Here is a 16031-nt window from a genome sequence, read left to right as displayed (position 1 = left end):
TTACAGGAACAAAAAGTATGAAAAAAGCAAAAGCGTTACCGTGCCTTGCGGCACTGTGCCTGCTGGGAGCGTGCGCGCAAACAGCGCAGGGCAAGCTGCGGCAGGCGGTGTATGACACGGCCAGCGCGTACCACCTGCTGGCCAGCCCCATGCCCGATGTTATGGCGGGGCATGTGCCCGGTGTCAGCCTGAGTGCTGCGCAAAAAAGCCTTGCCCGCCAGGCCAGCCAGAGTGTGCTCAACGAACTTGCAGCCCTTGAGCAGTCCATACAGAACAACGATACACTGAGCCAAACAGCCGTTGCGGCCCTTCAGGCAGATTTTGCCTCTTTTTCCACCTGCTGGACCGGACTGCGGCAGGGGAATACCCCCCAAAGCTGCACCACGCCTGCCAGCCAGACCACCACCACATCGGCAGAGGCTGCAACGCCCGCCACGACCGGGAGTAACTGACCCATGACCGCAGCAGAAATAAGCGCCATACTGGGTGTTGTCGGCACTGTTGTGTCTCTGGCCGAAAAATATGGCCCGCAGGCGTATGACACGGTTTTGAGCGCCATTGAGCAGAGCAGAAGTGGCACCGGCCCGAGTGATGCTGATATTGCGGCCCTTTTTGCCAGATGTCAGGCAGATAACGCGGCTATTCAGGCTTCATGAATACCGATTTTGAGTGCGGCTTGGTGTTGGGTGGCGCGCTTGTGGGTGGGGTAGGGGTTATGCTGGCCTTGGCACTCCGCCTGCTGGCCCGGCGGGATGGGGGCTGGCCCAACCAGCCCTGAGCGTGCTGGCTCCCGCCGGTGCCCGGTGCCCGGTGCCCGGTGCCTGTGCCTGTGCCCTGTGTGGAGGGAAGGTGGGAGCCGCCGCACCCCGTGCCGCCTCAGGGTGGGGTGTCTGCCCCAAATGCCTGCTGTTGCTGCTCACGCAGTGTGCGCACGGTCTGCACAATTTCCCCAATGCTTTCCGTGCAATACTGGTTCTGGTCGTGGGCAAAATCCGCATGGGTGTAAAACGGCCATTGCAGGCTGTGGCGGGCTGCACGCAGGTGCAGGATGGCCTGCTCATACCGGGCCAGTTCTTCCGCCATGGCTGGGGGCAGGGTATCGGTGCTGAACAGGCCACGCCGTGCGGCCTGTGTGTAGGCATCAGCCTGTGTGGCATGGGGGCCGTGCTCGGGGCCATGGTCGGGCGTGTGTGGTTCCAAAGCTCTCTCCCTCAACAACACGCGGGCAGTATGTGCATAATAAATGCACAATGCAAGAGCTGGCAACACGCATATGTGTGCGGCGCAGGGCTGCTCAGGGTGTGTCGGGCGCTACTTCCATGTCCATTTGCCCACAACACGACCGTTAATACTGATCTCGTCGAGTGTGAGTTCATAGGTGGAGTAGCCGGGGTTAATGCTCATGATCCGCACCCGGCGGGGTTCCTCCATGCCGGGGATCAGCTCCAGACGTTTGAGCACAAGGCCAAACCCGTCCCAGAGCACATAGACACCGGGGGGGGAGGGAATGCGGTGGGCCGTGTCCACCAGCACCCGGTCGCCCGACTGGTAGTCCGGCTCCATACTGTCCCCCGCCACGCGGACAATGGCCAGCGTGTCTGGTGTTTCGGAAAAAGCAGCCACGTAACCGCGCGGCAGGGTCCAGTGTTCCACCGGGCGCAGCCCGTCCTGCGGGGCGCACAAAACGGGCACGCAGCCCGGCCCTGCGGAGGTAATGACATCGTATTCAGGAATGGCAATGCGGCCCGCACCCGCCTGCGGTGCGGTATCGGCTGCGGGTTGGGGCGGAGCTGGCGGGGGGCGGGGCGTCAGCCGGGCCACAAGGCCGGATTCGCCAGCGCTCACACCGGCAAGGTTCCAGACCTCGTTGGCGGTAATCGGGGGCTCCCCCCTGCCGTTGAGCAGGGGCACCATGGTCTTGACCATGGGCAGGGGCAGGACATCCTTTTTGTAGGTTGTCTCATACATGCGGTAGGAGGAGAACTTGTCCCCGTACCCCAGTTCGCGTGCGAACTCACGAATCGTATAACCAGCGCGCTCGCGCAGGGCTTTTAGCCTGTCCGTGATCTGATTCTTGTTCATGGCTGCATTGTGGGCAAAAGTGTCGTGCATGTCAGTGCGTAAAAGCCGCTTGCAGTTTGTGTTTTTAGTACGCACATTGTGTGCATGAACAACGCACATACCAGCCTGCCGGATGCGGTGCAAGAGCCGCAAAGGCCTTTTCCGGCCCCAATGACCCCGCCGCAGAGCGACCTGCGGGGCCTGCCCTTTATGCCGCTCGACACCTGCCGCCTGCTGGACAGTGACCTGTTCGCCCTCAGCACGGGGGACGGGTTTAAATGCGCCGTGGCCCTGTGGTGCAAGGCATGGCAGCAGGTGCCCGCGGGCAGCCTGCCGCATAATGAGCGGGTTCTGGCACATCTGTCGGGGGCAGGTGGGCGGTGGCCTGCCTTGCGCGCTATGGCGCTGCACGGCTGGGTCGTCTGCTCGGACGGGCGGTTGTACCACCCCGTTATCGCCCAGAAGGCCAATCAGGCATGGAAGGCCCGTCTGGCCCAGCGTGCCCGTGCGGCCCGCCGCTGGGGTCGTACGCCGGAGGAGGACGGCATATGCCACGGCACAACCAGCGCAAATGCCCGCGTATATGCAAGGGAGAGTGAAAGGGAGAGCGAGAGTCCCTCACTCCGTTCGGGGCAGGATGAGAATGGGGCGTGTGCACAGGCAGTGCCGGTGCGGGGCAAGGCCCGGTCAGCGGGTGCGCGGGGGGCTGCGTATGGGGCGGGGCAGGGTGGCGCGCGCGCGGCGGGCCGTACTGGAGCCCGCGCTCCCCACCCGCTGGAGGAACAGGCGGTGCGGTTGACGCAGCGCCGGGCTGTGCAGGCCGGAGGGGCATCTTGCACCCAGCACACCGGGCCGGTGTGCACTAACGCCCCGCCAATAGGGCAGGCAGGTACCGTGGAGCCGGGGGTATGAGCGTGCTGCACACCCCGCGCATTGTGCTGCCCGCGCTCAGCCCCGCGCTGGCGGCCCATCTGGCGGCGTTACGGCCCGGTGGGTTTGCCCCCTCTGTAGCGCTGGAGGCAGAGGCCCGGGCCGCATTGCCTGCCTATACCCGCGCACTGGCCCCACTGCCCGAACCGCAAGTGAGCGCACTGGTCGAGGAGTTTGCAGAAATGCTGAACGCAGGCGTGGTCAACCCGCTGCCCGGTGTGGCCCTGCACCTGCGCTGTGGCGCACTGGCGGCGGCCTGCGCCCCAGTGCCTGCACTGGCGTGGAATGCGGTGTCCGTCCGTCGGGCGCTGGTGGCGTTTACGTTTTTTCCGTCCGCAGCACAGCTTGTGGCCTTGCTGGAGGAGCAGTGCGGCATAGCCCGTGTGACCCACGGCCGGTTGCGCCTGCTGGTGGCGGAGGCTGACCAGCGCGTGCTGCGTGCGCAGGCACAGGAGCGGCGCTGGGCATTATGGGAGCAGCAGCACGCACCCCAGCCTGTGTACAACCCTGTGGATAATGTGGATTGTATGAAAAACCAGCCCTGAATCCGCCATGAGTAACAAAAGAGTGAATGTTTTACAGCCTGTTGCGCCAACATTCTGGCAGCCGGGCAGACAAGGATTTTATACAAAATGAGCACATCGCATAGGCAGATTTCCAAAAAGCAGGGTTCTGTGGCTTCTGCCGGTTTTTTGTCCACGCAGGCCGGGTGCGGCCCCACGCCTGAGCGGATGGCAAAATCCGTGTTTGTTACGCACGGTTGCGGACCCGATGCACCGCTACGGGTGCTGGGTACGGTGCAGGCTTTGCTCACTGCGCGCGATATTACGCAGGATGCGGCCAATGCAGCCGAGCGGTGGTACAGGGACTGGGTGTTTGCCTCTGTCGGGCATATTGAATATGCCCCCGGCCACACAGCCAATAACCTGACCCGGCATGATGACGTGTCGTGGCAGATGACGCGCGCCCACGCGGCTGGCCGCCTGAGCGATGTGCGCCACGCGCTGGGCCTGTGCGCGCAGGTCCGCCTCAAGCTGATGCTGGTTGATGAGTTGTCATTTATGCAGATGGGGCGGGTGCTTTTTCCACACCTGTCGGATGCGCGGTCGCGGCTTAAGGTCTCGGCCCAGTGTGGCATGCTGCTGGAGCAGCTGGAAGGGTTTTATGCCAGCCTGCGCCGGACGCGCACCACACAGGCAACACCGCGCAAAAAACAGGGGGAAAGCCCGCGTGTGGTGGAAAAAAAGACAGGCTGAAAACACGGTATTGCGAAAAAAACGCGAGCTTGTGTGTTTTTTCGCTTGCCATGTGCGCGCAGCCTGCGTATGTAAATACCTACATTGGAATTCCTGCGCCAGATCGCAAAAAGCCGCCTCACCGGGCGGCTTTTTTTATGGCCCGGTTTTTGCGCGGCACACTGGCCGCTTTTTTATTATCTGGAAAAAACATGACCCGGTCAGTCAGCTATGCCGATGTGGTGCGCCTGCACCGCACGGATGCGGTATGCGTTGGTGTGCGCGCAGGGCAGGCACTGCTCTGCTTTTTGGTGCCCGAGGCGGAAACAACCCGACACAGGGCCGATGTTGCCCTTTCGTGGTGCGAGAGCGCACAGGCCAATCTGCCGCCAGAAGTGCGTGTGCGGTGCGTTGTAAGCGAGCGGGCCGTGCGGGGCGCCGTTGTGGGGCAACTGCCCCAGCCCGCCATGCAGCGCATTCAGGCCATGATCCTGCGGGAGGGCAGCGCCCAGAAGGCGGAGGGGGGCTGGCCACCTCGGAGCCGACCATACAGTAAGGGGCACGCCCATGCCTGCATGCAAAAAAACACAAGACCACGCAGCACACAAACCCGACCCGCCTATTACGCCTGAGGTGTGGGAGCACATCTTCAGCCAAGCGGAGGAGGGGCAGACCCTGCGCCAGATCAGCACCGGCGCGGGCATGCCCACGTGGGAGCACATGCGTGCCAGCCTGCGTGCCAGCCCCGCCCTTGCCAGCCGTTACGCCCGTGCGCGCGTGCTGGCGGCCGAAGCGTTTGAGGACCGGCTGTTGCAGGAGGTCCATAGCATTAACGGGGAGGACACCGCCGCCATGCGCTTGCGGATTGATACGCTCAAATGGATCATGTCCAAGCGTGCGCCCGCCCGCTACGGCGAAAAAGCGGGCAATGAGCCGCAACCCGACCCCACCACCCAGCCCGATGGCAGGCCACGCACCATCCGCCGCGTTATTGTGGACCCCGCCGCACGGGGGGCGCGGGGGGCATGAGCAGGCCGAGCCTTAAAATCCCCACAGCGCGGGTGTTTGCACCCCTGCTGGCGCCGTGCCGCTACAAGGGGGCGTATGGGGGGCGGGGGTCTGGCAAGTCGCATTTTTTTGGCGAATGTGTGGTGGAGGAGCACCTGCGGCTGGCGGGCCACCGCACGGTATGCCTGCGCGAGGTGCAGACATCCACCCGCCTGTCCTCACGTCAGTTGATTATAGACAAGATCAGCCAGTTTAACCTGAACCGGTATTTTGATGTGCAGGACAGGATTATCCGCACCCCCGGTGACGGGCTGATCGTTTTTCAGGGCATGCAGAACCACACGGCGGAAAGCCTGAAGTCGCTTGAAGGGTTTGACCGGGCATGGGTGGAGGAGGCGCAGTGTATTTCCGCCCAGAGCTGGCGCATGCTCCGCCCCACATTGCGTAAAGCAGGGGCGGAAATATGGGCATCGTGGAACCCTCATGCCCCGACCGATGCGGTGGATGCGTTCTTCCGTGGTGCAGGCTCGGACCGGGCAGACCTTGTGGCGGTCCGTGCCAACTGGTCGGATAACCCGTGGTTTGAGCAGGGCACTCTGCCTGCCGAGCGGGTGGAGGACCAGCGCAGCCGCCCCGATGAATACGGCCATGTGTGGGAGGGGGATTACCAGAGTTTTTCTGCCGCGCAGGTGTTTGCAGGCCGTGTGTGTGTGCAGGACTTTGTCACCCCCGATGGGGTGCGGTTTTACTATGGTGTGGACTGGGGTTTTGCCAAAGACCCGCTGGCAGCCCTGCGCTGCTTTGTGGCCGACAACGCTTTGTATATCGACCACGAGGCCGGGGGCGTGGGTGTGGAGCTTGATGCCATACCCGCCGTGCTGGAGCAGATACCCCAAGCCCGGCTGTGGCCGTGGCGGGCAGATGGCGCACGGCCGGAGACTATCAGCTTTCTGGCCCGCAGCTATGGTTTTCGTATCAGTGCCGCCAAAAAATGGCCCGGTAGCGTGGAGGATGGTATCGCCCGGCTCAAGGCGTTCGGGCGTATTGTGGTCCACCCGCGCTGTAGGCGGGTGTTGGAGGAATTTCGTTTGTATTCCTACAGGGTTGATAAGGACACGGGGGATGTTCTGCCCATTGTGGAGGACGCGCACAACCACTGGATAGATGCGCTGCGTTATGCGCTGGACGGCATTATCCATAACCGGCGCGCCATGCCCCGCTTTAACGCTGGAACACTCCAGCACATTCAGCACGCCAGCAAGGGTGGATAAAACAGATGACAGACTGGTTAACCCGCCTGTGCGGGCGCTGGGGCGCGGGTGCCGCGCACGGGGTGCAAAACCCCCACCCCAGCACACGGGTGCAAACCCCGCTCCCCCATGTGGGTGGGCCGCAGCACAGGGAGCCGTATCTGCCCCGCCCCGCGGTTGCGGGGGGCCGGGGGCGCTCCTGGGCTGGCGCGCACACACCCTCTGGCGTGCGGCGCATGCGCCTTGGCGGGCTGTTTGGCTGGGGGAGCACTGCAGCGCTCACCCAGCCCCCGGCCACGGCGGACGAGCGTGCGGCGGCGCTGTTCCAGCCCTACCAGCCCCCACGCGGGGTGCGCGGTGCGGGCGCTGCGGCAATGGCTATGGATGCAGGGCTTGGGGCGTATGCTGCGGAGCAGTATGGCATGGCCTCGGCCTTTGTGGAGCAGGGGCTTGCCTTTAAGGGCTACCCCACGCTTGCCGCCATGATGCTGCGTGCCGAGTTTAGAAAACCCGTGGAAATTATTGCGCGTGAGGCCACACGGGCGTGGATCCGCTTCCGTTGCAATGGTGCGCAGGTGGATGCGGCAGGCACGGCGGCCCGCCTGCGCGCGGTGGAGGCGGAGTTCCTGCGCCTGCATGTGCGCGATGTGGTGCGCCGCCAGATTGTGCAGGGTCTGGGCTTTGGCGTGGGCCACATATGGGTGGGCCTGCGCGGTGCAGCCCTGAGTGATGTGGGCCAGGGTGTGCCGTTGCGCGCCACCCCGCACGGCATGGCGCGCGGCCAGCTTGAGCGGCTGGTGAACATAGACCCCATATGGACCACGCCCAACAGCTACAATGCCGACAACCCCCTGCGCGCGGACTATTACCGCCCCGCAGACTGGTGGGTGCAGGGGGTGCTGGTCAACAGCACGCGCCTGCTCAGCATTGTGCCGTTTGAGGTGCCGGATATTCTCAAACCCGCCTTCAACTTTGGTGGGCTGGCCCTGCCACAGATGCTTGAGCCGTATGTGCACAATTTCCTGCGCACGCGGCAGTCGGTGTCGGACATGGTGAGCAATTTTGCCACCAAGATTTTAAAAACCGACATGAGCGGCACCATGCAGACCGATGCAGGCTTGCAGTATGCCGATATTGACGCAGACAGCGTGAGTGCCCGCGTTGCGGTCATGAATGCGTGGCAGAGCAACAACGGCACCTTTGTGCTCGACCGCGAGAGCGAGGATTTTGACATCAAGTCAGCCCCGCTCAGCGGTCTTGCGGAATTGCAGGCCCAGTCGCAGGAGTTCATGGCCGGTATTCCCGGTATTCCGCTGGTCAAGCTGTTTGGCATCCAGCCGCAGGGGCTCAATGCGTCTTCGCAAGGCGAGATCAGGGTTTTTTATGACGAGATCGCCGCTTTTCAGGAAGCACACATGGCCCCCGTGCTGCGCGCGCTGTTCCAGCTTGTCCAGCTTAACCTGTGGGGGGCCATAGACCCCGATCTGGACTTTGAGTTCGTGCCCTTGTGGCAGATGTCCGAACAGGAGGCCGCAGCGGTAGAAAAAACAAAAACCGATATGGACACGGCCAATATCCGCTCGGGCAAGATTACCGCGCACGAGGCCCGCGCGCGGGAGGCGGCGGATGCGCACAGCCTGTACCGCACCGCAGGCCTTGCCCGCCCCCTGCCCGCAGGTGGGGAGCAGCCCAACACGCCACAGGCAAAAAGAGCAGAACAGCATGAATAACATACTGGCCCATGACCGCATGGGCTCGGTCCGCATGACCGATGAGGACGGACGCCTGCACGTGGCCACAACCCCCATTAGCAAGGCCACCGTCAACGCCTACTGGGGGCGCGAAATACCGGGCGCGGACACGCTGGGCCTTGTGCCAGACAGGCTCTACCACCTTTTGCGTGACCCGGCGGAGCTGGCGCGCGCAGCCCCCACCTTTAACGCCCTGCCGGTTCTGGCCGAACATGCCCATGTTACGGCGGATGCGCCAAGGGCCGATCTGGTGGTCGGCACAACGGGCACTCACGCCCGCTTTGCCAGCCCCTACCTGACCAATTCTCTGGCGATCTGGAACGCCGGGGCCATTCACAACATCCGCTCAGGCGCGCAGCGCGAACTCTCCTGCGCGTACCGCTACACGCCGGTCATGGAGGCAGGCCAGTTTGAAGGCCAGCCTTATGACGGGCGCATGACCAATATTCGCGGCAACCACGTGGCCCTTGTGCCCAGCGGGCGCGCTGGCCCGGATGTTGTGGTGGCGGATGCCAACCCAAGGGATATTTTTATGCTTCAAACACATACGGCCCCTACGGCCGGGCAGGTTTTTGCCCGCCTTGGTGCAGCTTTTGGCGCAGGCACACTGGCCATGACCGCCCCTGTAGCCGAGCTTAAGGCATGGCTGGAACACAACACCGGCCCCACCCCGCCAGAGCAGGAGCACGGGCAGGAGCATGGGCCGGGTGCGCGGGTAGTCACAGCGGGTGCTACGGCTACGCCCGCAGGTCATGCGCCTGTGGCGGGGGCGTCCACCGCCTGTGCCACGGCTGTGCCGCCAAAGGCCGCTGTGGCGCAGGCCCCGGCAGATCCCGCAGCAGACCCCGCTACAGCGCAGGACAGTGCCGTGCATACGGCCGTGGCCGCAGCCCTTGCTGCCGAGCGTACCCGCGCAGCCCATGCGCAGGAGGCCCGCACCCTTGTGCGCCCTCTGGTGGGGGATGTGCTGGGCATGGACAGTGCCGCCGATATTCTGCGTTACGCGCTGGGCGAGCAGGGCGTGCAGACCGAGGGTGTGAACGAGCCGGGGCTTAAAGCCCTTGTGCTGGCCTGCCTTGGCACGGCTGCCCCGGCGGCCGCCACGGGTGCGGGGCATGGGAGTGCTCGGGGTGCGGCCGATCATGCGGCCTGCCTTGCAACCCGCTTTGGCGTGCATGCGCCACGCAAACTCTAAAACAAGGAGGCACAAACAATGCCTTTTCCCAATACAGTGCATTACGGCTGGCCTGCCGGGTTCCCCGGTGCATGGGCAAGCCAGAACCCCCAGCGCATGGTTGTGTCCGGCAGTAACGGGTTTTGTGCCGGGGCTGGCGGTGTGGCCATTGCTGCCTTTGCCTGGGTGCAGGCCGATGGCGCAACGGTTTTGAACAAGCCGGATGCGGCAAACCCCAAGGCGGCTCCCACAGGTTTTGTGGTGCGGAGCCAGCAGGGGCAGGTCACGCAGTACCTTGGGCAGAACACCATGACCATTGCACAGGGCTTTATGGTGGACCTGGCCGAAGGGGGGGGATGTGTTTGCCATTGCCACCACGGTCTCGGTCGCGGGGCAGGCGGTTTATGCCGCGTTGGCCGATGGCACGCTCCAGTGTGGCGCAGCAGGGGCCGCCCCGACCGGTACGGTGGATACGGGCTGGTCGGTAGCGCTGGGTGCTGCTGCGGGTCTGCCGTTCATTATCACCGGGCCGCTGGCGGGTGCGCGCAGCACGGTCTCCTCCTCGGGTACAGGGAACTAACAGAGCATGAGCACATTTTTCCGTAACGATGCCCCAGCCCTTGCACGGGACTGGGGCATCCACCTTGGTGGTGTCAGCCGCTATTTTTCCGAGCTGGCGCAGGATGCGGCCCTGCCTGCCAATGTGGCGGTAACGGTCCCTAACAGCGGTATTCCCACCCTTTTTACCACCTACACGGACCCGGTGGTTATTCGCGCGCTGGTCACGCCCACCCGCTCGGAGGCCATTTACGGCAGTGCGCGCAAGGGGGACTGGACAACCGATACCGCGCAGTTCCCTGTTGTGGAACTCTCCGGCTATGCCGCAGCATATGATGATTACAGCCCCGCTGGCACCGTGGAGTCCAACGCCAACTGGGTGCAGCGCCAGTCCTTTTACTACCAGACATGGACCCGCTGGGGCGAGCGCGAGGTGGAGCGCATGGGGGCTGCCAAAATTGACTGGGTCAACCAGAAGAACCTTGCCTCTGCCTCCGTGCTCAACCGCAACCAGAACCAGATCAACCTGTTTGGCGTGGCCGGGCTGGAGCTGTATGGCGCACTGAACGACCCCAACCTGCCCGCAGCCATTGCTCCTACACCCAAATACGCGGCATCGGGCACGGCAGCGGCGGGCAACACATGGGCGGATACAACGGACCCCGTTCAGGTTTATGCCGATATTCTCAAGGCTTTTGGCACATTGTCCGCGCAGATGGGGGGCAACCTGACGCTTGAATCCCCCCTTACGCTGGTTATCCCCACCGAGCGCCAGCAGTGCCTGCTTTATACCAATCAGTATCAGGTCGCGCTGAGTGACCTGCTGAAGAAGAACCTGCCCAACCTGACCATCCAGACCCTGCCCGAAGCCGGGGTAACGCTGGGCGGCGGGCAGGCCACAACCACGCTTATGCAGTTGTTTGTGAGCGAGGTGGAGGGCCAGCAGTCGGTCACCACCGCCTTTACCGAAAAACTGCGCGCCCATGCGGTGGAACGGTATTCCTCCAGCTTCAGGCAGAAAAAATCGCAGGGTACATGGGGGACCATCTGGTTCTACCCGCAGGCCTGCGTGACCATGGCAGGGATTTAACACCAATGGCAGCAGCACCTTTAAACACCCCGCGTGGGGCCAGCACGGTTACGGTAATCTGCCGCATGCCCGCAGGGCTTGTGCTGGACCTGTATGACACGGACGAACTGGCGACCCGTGCCCGCACGCCCACCCCGGTCATGGCGCCCCCCAAACCCACCGCCAGCGTGCGGCTGAACGGGGCCAAGGCAGACCCGCGCTACCATGCGCGGGACAACCTGCTGCTTGGCATGGGTGGGCGCACACAGGTGGATGCCAGCTTCTGGCAGGCATGGTGTGCGCAAAACCCCAATTTTCTGCCGCTCAAAAACGGGCTGGTCTTTGCCCGCTCCACCGAGCGGGACGCCGGGGCCGAGCTGGCCGAGCGCGGCCAGCACCGCAGCGGGCTGGAAGGGCTGGAGCCCACCAGCCTGCCCGGCGTAACCCCCTTTGCCAGGGACGTGGCCTGATGTCGGGGGCCACCACAACGGCCCCGGCTGCTGCGGGCGCACTGGTGGCGGGGCAGGGCACGCCGGGGGTGGTTGTGTTTGACTACGCAGGCTGGTCCACCCGCTTTGCAGCCCTTGCGGCCAATGTGAGGGCGGAGCAGGCTCTGGCCTGTTTTGCGCAGGCGGTCCTCTACCTGCCCAACACGCCCACCAGCCCTGTGCGGGATGTGGGCAGGCGCACCCTGCTGCTTGAGTTGCTGGTGGCCCATATTGCCACACTCTTTTTGCCGCAGGAGCAGGGCGGGCAGGGTGGTCTGGTCGGGCGTGTGGCCTCGGCCAGCAGGGGGAGCGTGTCGGTCACGACGGAGTATGCCCACCCGTCCGAGCGGGCGGCATGGTTTGCCCAGACCCCGTATGGAGCGGCCTTCTGGGCGGCAACGCGGGGGTTGCGGCAGGCGCGCTACATACCCGGCGGGCCGCAGACCCCACGCATATGGCCATGATTTTTCTGTTTGTCAGGAGGGCACTTCCATGCGGCTTTTTGCTCTGGCTGGTCGGCTGAGTGGTGCCGTGAACCCCTGCGTTGCGGCAACGCTGCTGCGCAGCACTGGCAGTGTCACCAACCCCGATGGCAGCCAGACCCCCACCTACACCACAACGGACATACAGGTGGAGGTGCAGGCCCTTGCGGGGGAAGACCTGCAACTGGTGGCCAACATTGCCCGTGCGGCGGACAGGTGCGTGGTGTACCTGCCCGCCGCCGCACAGGCACTGGACAGACCCTTGCAGTGTGGGGGCGATATTTTGCGGTTTTATGGTGCGGACTGGCTGATCACCCAGTCCCTTGAACAATGGGGGGCGGGCGAATGGTCCAAGGTTCTGGTTACGCGGCAGAGCAGTCCGGCACCAGCATAACCCCCGACGACGGGCAGATTTACGGCGCGGTGCGTAACTGGCTGCTGGGTATTCTGCCCGCGGGCATGGCCGTGGTGCAGGGGCAGCAGAACCGCGTGGCCCCACCGGCCCTGCCTTTTGTCACCATGCTTCTGCTTGAGCGCGAGCGCCTTGCCACCAATAGCTGGACCTACACCCCCACCACGCGGGAGGTGCGCGAGCCGGTCAGGCTGGGCATGCAGCTTGGCCTGTTCGGGCCGGGGGCCGGGGCCGGTGTGCAGGCCATAACCACCCTGTGGCGTGACCCAGATGCCGCCACCTGTTTTGCCGGGCTGCCATTCCCCCTTGCTCCGCTGGATGCGGACGCCCCCACCCGCTCGGGTTTTTGGGAGGGGGAACACCAGTATGAGGAACACTGGAGTGTTGTCCTGCACATGCAGGTCACATTCCAGACGAGTATTGCTCAGGATTTTGCAACAACCCTTTCGGTCATCGCACTCAGTGCCGATGTGACCGACCCGCCAGAGGAGTAACGCTGTGGCTGGCATTCCCATTTCCACCCTTGTCAAGGTCGCACCCGGTGTACTGGCCGCAGGCGGTAGCCTGAACGCGCTGACCGGCCTTGTGCTCAGCACCAATGTGGCCGTGGTGCCTGTTGGCACCGTAAAGAGCTTTACCACCGCTGCCGATGTCGGTACCGCATTTGGTATGACATCTGTAGAATACCAGATGGCCTGCGTTTATTTTGCAGGCTACACCAATGCGGTCATGACCCCCGCACGCCTGCTGTTTGGCGGGTATGCCAACCCCGCCACGGGCCAGAGCGTTGCCGAGCAGCTGGGCACCCTGCGTGCGACCAATGCGGCATGGAACGCACTGGCCCCCGCTTTTGAGCCTGATCTGGCGGACAAGCAGGCCCTTGCCCAGTGGGTCGCCCTTCAGGGCAACACGCTATGGGCCGTCCTGTGGGATACGGACGCGCAGGCCACAACCCAGAACAGCACAACAGCCTTTGGCGTGTGGCTTAAAAACCAGAACCTGAGTGGTGTGAGCGTGGTTTATAACGACCCGCTCAGTGCCGCACTGTGCCTGGGATGGATGGCGTCCCTCTCCTTTGGCACCACGGCGGGGCGGCAGACGCTGGCCATGGTGCAGGATGCATCGGGCCTGCTTGCCCCTGCGGTCACAGATGGCACAACGGCTGCCACATTGCTCGACAATGGCTATAATTTTTATGGCGCGTATGCCAATGCCTCCAGCACGTTCCAGTTCATGCGGCCCGGCTGCGTATCCGGCCCGTTTTTGTGGGCGGACAGTTACGTCAACCAGATATGGCTTAACGCCAGCCTGACTACAGACCTTGTAAACCTGCTGCTGAACACAGGGCAGATTCCGTATAATACGGAAGGGGATACACTGGTGGCCGCCAGTGTGCAGGGCACCATTACGCAGGCTCTGGGCTTTGGGGCCATCCAGCCCGGTGTGGCGCTGACCACAGCGCAGAAGCAGCAGATCAACAACGCGGCGGCCGTGGCGACTGCGGCGGACAGTGTGGCCACGCGTGGGTGGTACTTTATGCCCAATGTGTCCACCGCTGCGGCCTCCTTCCGTGTGGCGCGCACCACCCCGCCTGCCCGCCTGTGGTACGCGGACGGGCAGAGCGTGCAGGCCATAACCCTGAACAGTGTTGAGGTGCAGTAACCATGGCGCTCGATATTTCGGCAGCCAATGCCATTTTCACCATTACCGTGCCGGGCCTTTACAACGCGCCTGTCACGCTCAAAAACTTTGCCACAGACCGCGCGTGGGATGTGGCCGAGCAGTCCTGCGCGCAAACGCAGATGTCCATTGATGGTTACCTCAACGCGGGCTTTGTGCCCGAGCCGGTGGACCAGAACATTGTGCTCTCTGCTGCGAGCGAGAGCGTTGTGGTGTTTGAGGCCATTATGACCGCGCAGCAGACTGCGCGCACGCTCTACCGCCTTGGGGCGGAAATTACCCTGACCTCCACAGGGCGCAAATACACCATGGTCAACGGCGTGCTGAGCGGTATGGCCCCCATGCCCTCTGCCGGGCGTATGCTGGCGGACCGGCACTTTGCCGTGCGCTGGCAGGCCATTTACCCGGCGGGGCTGTAACATGGCGCTGCGTCAGATCAGTGTCCGTGTGCCCATGCAGGGGGCGGACCACGGCAAGGTGTTTGTCATTACCCGTATGCCCGCCATGGAGGCGGACCAGTGGGGGCGGCACTGCCTGCAGGCGGCCATTGCCTCGGGCGCGGATATTCCGGGGCTGGATGAGGACGCGGGGCTGGCCGGGCTTGCTGCTGTGGGGCTTGGCATTTTTGGCGCCATGGACCCGCAGCGCATGGACGGGCTGATCGAGCGGCTCATGCGCTGTGTGAGCGTGCAGCCAGACCCGCGCAATACAGCCGTCCGCCGTCCGCTTGATGAGAGCGATCTGGAGGAAATTCTCACCGTTGGCTGGCTCCAGAAGGAAGCGTTTGCCCTGCATGTGGATTTTTTCAAAGGCGTCGGCCCGTTGTTCTCCCTTCTGTCGGCCCTGCTCCAGACGGAACCCAGCGCCCCGCCGCCCGATGCCCCAATGTAAGTGAACGGCACGCGCTGGTCATGCTCGAAGGTCTGGCCAGCCTGCACGAACTCCAGAGTGTGTATGACAGCGAGGATTTTGAAAATCTGCTGGAAATGGCTCTGGTCAAACGGTTTAACAGGTAAGAACAATGGCAACGCTAACACAGTGCCTGAGCACCGCCTGGCTCCATGCACATGCCGCACATCCTGCACATACGGGCGCGTGTTCTGCTGCGGGCAGGGGGGATTCTGGCAGGGCGGATGCGGGGCTGGTCTGGGCGCGTGCCGTGCTGTCTGTTCTGGTGGCGGCTGGGAGGGGCTCGGCGGTGTCGGGGCAACGGCATGGGCGGCGGAGCGCACTGGCAGCTCTTGTCCCGACCATAGTGCCCGCAGCCCTGCATGCCACGCGCGTACCAGCACGCCACAACGCGCCTTCCGGTGGGCCGCAGCACGCAGCAGGTGGCAATATAGAGCTCTCTGCGGGGCAGGAGCCCGCGCCCAAGGCCGCATTGCGGCAGAAGGCTGGTGCTACCAGCGCGGCCTTGTTGCAGGGGGCAGGCGTGGCAACACGGCGCCCTGCGCCCGTAGGGGGGCGGAGGGGCGTGCCTGCCCTGCCAGCACCTGCGGCTTCTGCTACGGTTCTGCGCGGCGTGTATTCCCAAAAAACAGCTTTGCAAAAAGGCTTTTCACATACCGCTGAGCGCATTGCTCCCGCGCACACAAGGCATGTGGCTGGGGGGACGCACACGGGGGAGGACAGTCTCAAACCGCTGGTGGCCAAGGCTGCGGGTCTTGGCGCCCATGCGCTTAGGGGGGCTGCGGCCCGGCACATCCCGCCGCCCGCGCAGGGTGTGGGGGCGGTGCGCTCGCCCATGCGGGGCGTGCGTGCTCCGGGCGGGCATGTGGCGGGCCATGCGGGCCAGCGTGCGTTTGCGGCTCTGTTAGGGCACGGGTGGCAGGGGCATGCCACGCATATGGTCCGGGTTGGGGGGCATGGTCTGCACGGTGCGGGCGTGGCGCATGCGGGCGGCCCGCATACCGGCCTTATGGCGGGGGGGGTG

Annotated in this window: 23 protein-coding genes and 1 pseudogene; 22 read left to right on the top strand and 2 right to left on the bottom strand. The window is 63.9% G+C overall.

Features of this window, described 5'->3' with window-relative positions; translation table 11 throughout:
- Window positions 1-17: 17 nt before the first annotated feature.
- The 3 genes from HK26_RS11490 to HK26_RS13930 are packed head-to-tail and all read left to right on the top strand — an operon-like array spanning window position 18 to window position 778.
- Window positions 18-452, top strand: a complete 435-nt coding sequence (locus HK26_RS11490) for a hypothetical protein (protein WP_257640991.1) — start codon at window positions 18-20, stop codon at window positions 450-452.
- A gap of 3 nt (window positions 453-455) precedes the next feature.
- Complete coding sequence (locus tag HK26_RS11485; RefSeq protein WP_086639911.1) at window positions 456-656, top strand: hypothetical protein; 201 nt, start codon at window positions 456-458, stop codon at window positions 654-656.
- Window positions 653-778 carry a hypothetical protein gene (locus tag HK26_RS13930; RefSeq protein ID WP_257640990.1) on the top strand — a complete coding sequence of 42 codons (126 nt, stop codon included), beginning with the start codon at window positions 653-655 and terminating at the stop codon, window positions 776-778. Before HK26_RS11485 ends, HK26_RS13930 begins: the two co-directional genes overlap by 4 nt.
- A gap of 98 nt (window positions 779-876) precedes the next feature.
- Here the strand turns inward: HK26_RS13930 and HK26_RS11480 are convergent, their stop codons facing one another.
- Both HK26_RS11480 and HK26_RS11475 read right to left on the bottom strand, forming a co-directional pair.
- Window positions 877-1200 carry a hypothetical protein gene (locus HK26_RS11480; protein ID WP_086639910.1) on the bottom strand — a complete coding sequence of 108 codons (324 nt, stop codon included), beginning with the start codon at window positions 1198-1200 and terminating at the stop codon, window positions 877-879.
- 111 nt (window positions 1201-1311) lie between these two features.
- Window positions 1312-2112 carry a LexA family transcriptional regulator gene (locus HK26_RS11475; protein ID WP_257640989.1) on the bottom strand — a complete coding sequence of 267 codons (801 nt, stop codon included), beginning with the start codon at window positions 2110-2112 and terminating at the stop codon, window positions 1312-1314.
- A 54-nt stretch (window positions 2113-2166) separates the two neighbouring features.
- Between HK26_RS11475 and HK26_RS11470 the strand changes: the two genes are divergently transcribed.
- The 19 genes and pseudogenes from HK26_RS11470 to HK26_RS11380 form a co-directional block, all read left to right on the top strand.
- On the top strand, window positions 2167-2973 hold the full coding sequence (locus HK26_RS11470; RefSeq protein ID WP_086639909.1) for a DUF1376 domain-containing protein: 807 nt from the start codon (window positions 2167-2169) through the stop codon (window positions 2971-2973).
- Window positions 2970-3536, top strand: a complete 567-nt coding sequence (locus HK26_RS11465; protein WP_086639908.1) for a hypothetical protein — start codon at window positions 2970-2972, stop codon at window positions 3534-3536. Before HK26_RS11470 ends, HK26_RS11465 begins: the two co-directional genes overlap by 4 nt.
- An 87-nt stretch (window positions 3537-3623) precedes the next feature.
- On the top strand, window positions 3624-4247 hold the full coding sequence (locus HK26_RS11460) for a hypothetical protein (protein ID WP_086639907.1): 624 nt from the start codon (window positions 3624-3626) through the stop codon (window positions 4245-4247).
- Window positions 4248-4438: 191 nt separating this feature from the next.
- Window positions 4439-4858 carry a hypothetical protein gene (locus HK26_RS11455; protein WP_148299133.1) on the top strand — a complete coding sequence of 140 codons (420 nt, stop codon included), beginning with the start codon at window positions 4439-4441 and terminating at the stop codon, window positions 4856-4858.
- Window positions 4794-5255, top strand: a complete 462-nt coding sequence (locus HK26_RS11450) for a terminase small subunit-like protein (protein ID WP_143296352.1) — start codon at window positions 4794-4796, stop codon at window positions 5253-5255. The genes HK26_RS11455 and HK26_RS11450 overlap by 65 nt, the downstream gene beginning before the upstream one ends.
- Window positions 5252-6505, top strand: a complete 1254-nt coding sequence (locus HK26_RS11445; protein ID WP_086639904.1) for a PBSX family phage terminase large subunit — start codon at window positions 5252-5254, stop codon at window positions 6503-6505. Before HK26_RS11450 ends, HK26_RS11445 begins: the two co-directional genes overlap by 4 nt.
- Before the next feature lie 5 nt (window positions 6506-6510).
- Window positions 6511-8214, top strand: a complete 1704-nt coding sequence (locus HK26_RS11440; RefSeq protein ID WP_086639903.1) for a phage portal protein — start codon at window positions 6511-6513, stop codon at window positions 8212-8214.
- Entirely contained in the window at window positions 8207-9430 is a 1224-nt protein-coding gene (locus tag HK26_RS11435) for a DUF2213 domain-containing protein (protein ID WP_180539538.1), read from the top strand. Before HK26_RS11440 ends, HK26_RS11435 begins: the two co-directional genes overlap by 8 nt.
- An 18-nt stretch (window positions 9431-9448) precedes the next feature.
- Window positions 9449-9721, top strand: a pseudogene (locus tag HK26_RS14035) (structural cement protein Gp24); the annotation flags it as partial.
- A gap of 46 nt (window positions 9722-9767) precedes the next feature.
- A complete protein-coding gene (locus HK26_RS11425) occupies window positions 9768-9989 on the top strand; it encodes a hypothetical protein (RefSeq protein ID WP_086639900.1) in 222 nt (73 codons plus the stop codon).
- Window positions 9990-9995: 6 nt separating this feature from the next.
- Complete coding sequence (locus tag HK26_RS11420; RefSeq protein ID WP_086639899.1) at window positions 9996-11057, top strand: hypothetical protein; 1062 nt, start codon at window positions 9996-9998, stop codon at window positions 11055-11057.
- A gap of 5 nt (window positions 11058-11062) precedes the next feature.
- Entirely contained in the window at window positions 11063-11506 is a 444-nt protein-coding gene (locus tag HK26_RS11415) for a hypothetical protein (protein ID WP_086639898.1), read from the top strand.
- Window positions 11506-11988 (top strand): DUF4054 domain-containing protein, encoded by a 483-nt coding sequence (locus HK26_RS11410; RefSeq protein ID WP_086639897.1) that lies wholly within the window; start codon window positions 11506-11508, stop codon window positions 11986-11988. Before HK26_RS11415 ends, HK26_RS11410 begins: the two co-directional genes overlap by 1 nt.
- Window positions 11989-12016: 28 nt before the next feature.
- Window positions 12017-12400, top strand: coding sequence for a hypothetical protein (locus tag HK26_RS11405; RefSeq protein WP_086639896.1), 384 nt, complete (start codon window positions 12017-12019; stop codon window positions 12398-12400).
- Window positions 12352-12912 (top strand): phage neck terminator protein, encoded by a 561-nt coding sequence (locus HK26_RS11400; RefSeq protein WP_086639895.1) that lies wholly within the window; start codon window positions 12352-12354, stop codon window positions 12910-12912. Before HK26_RS11405 ends, HK26_RS11400 begins: the two co-directional genes overlap by 49 nt.
- A 4-nt stretch (window positions 12913-12916) precedes the next feature.
- Window positions 12917-14080: a DUF3383 family protein gene (locus HK26_RS11395; RefSeq protein ID WP_086639894.1), complete on the top strand. Its 1164-nt coding sequence runs from the start codon at window positions 12917-12919 to the stop codon at window positions 14078-14080.
- A gap of 2 nt (window positions 14081-14082) precedes the next feature.
- On the top strand, window positions 14083-14517 hold the full coding sequence (locus HK26_RS11390; RefSeq protein WP_086639893.1) for a phage tail fiber protein: 435 nt from the start codon (window positions 14083-14085) through the stop codon (window positions 14515-14517).
- Between the two features lies 1 nt (window position 14518).
- Complete coding sequence (locus HK26_RS11385) at window positions 14519-14989, top strand: hypothetical protein (RefSeq protein ID WP_086639892.1); 471 nt, start codon at window positions 14519-14521, stop codon at window positions 14987-14989.
- 130 nt (window positions 14990-15119) lie between these two features.
- Window positions 15120-16031, top strand: a 912-nt coding sequence (locus HK26_RS11380) for a hypothetical protein (RefSeq protein ID WP_086639891.1), incomplete at its 3' end; no start/stop codon positions are given.

Origin of the sequence: Acetobacter okinawensis (assembly GCF_002153655.1) — a bacterium.
GTDB classification, from domain to species: Bacteria; Pseudomonadota; Alphaproteobacteria; order Acetobacterales; family Acetobacteraceae; genus Acetobacter; species Acetobacter okinawensis_A.
Note: the sequence above shows the minus strand (reverse complement) of the source record. Positions and strands in the feature narration are given on the sequence as shown.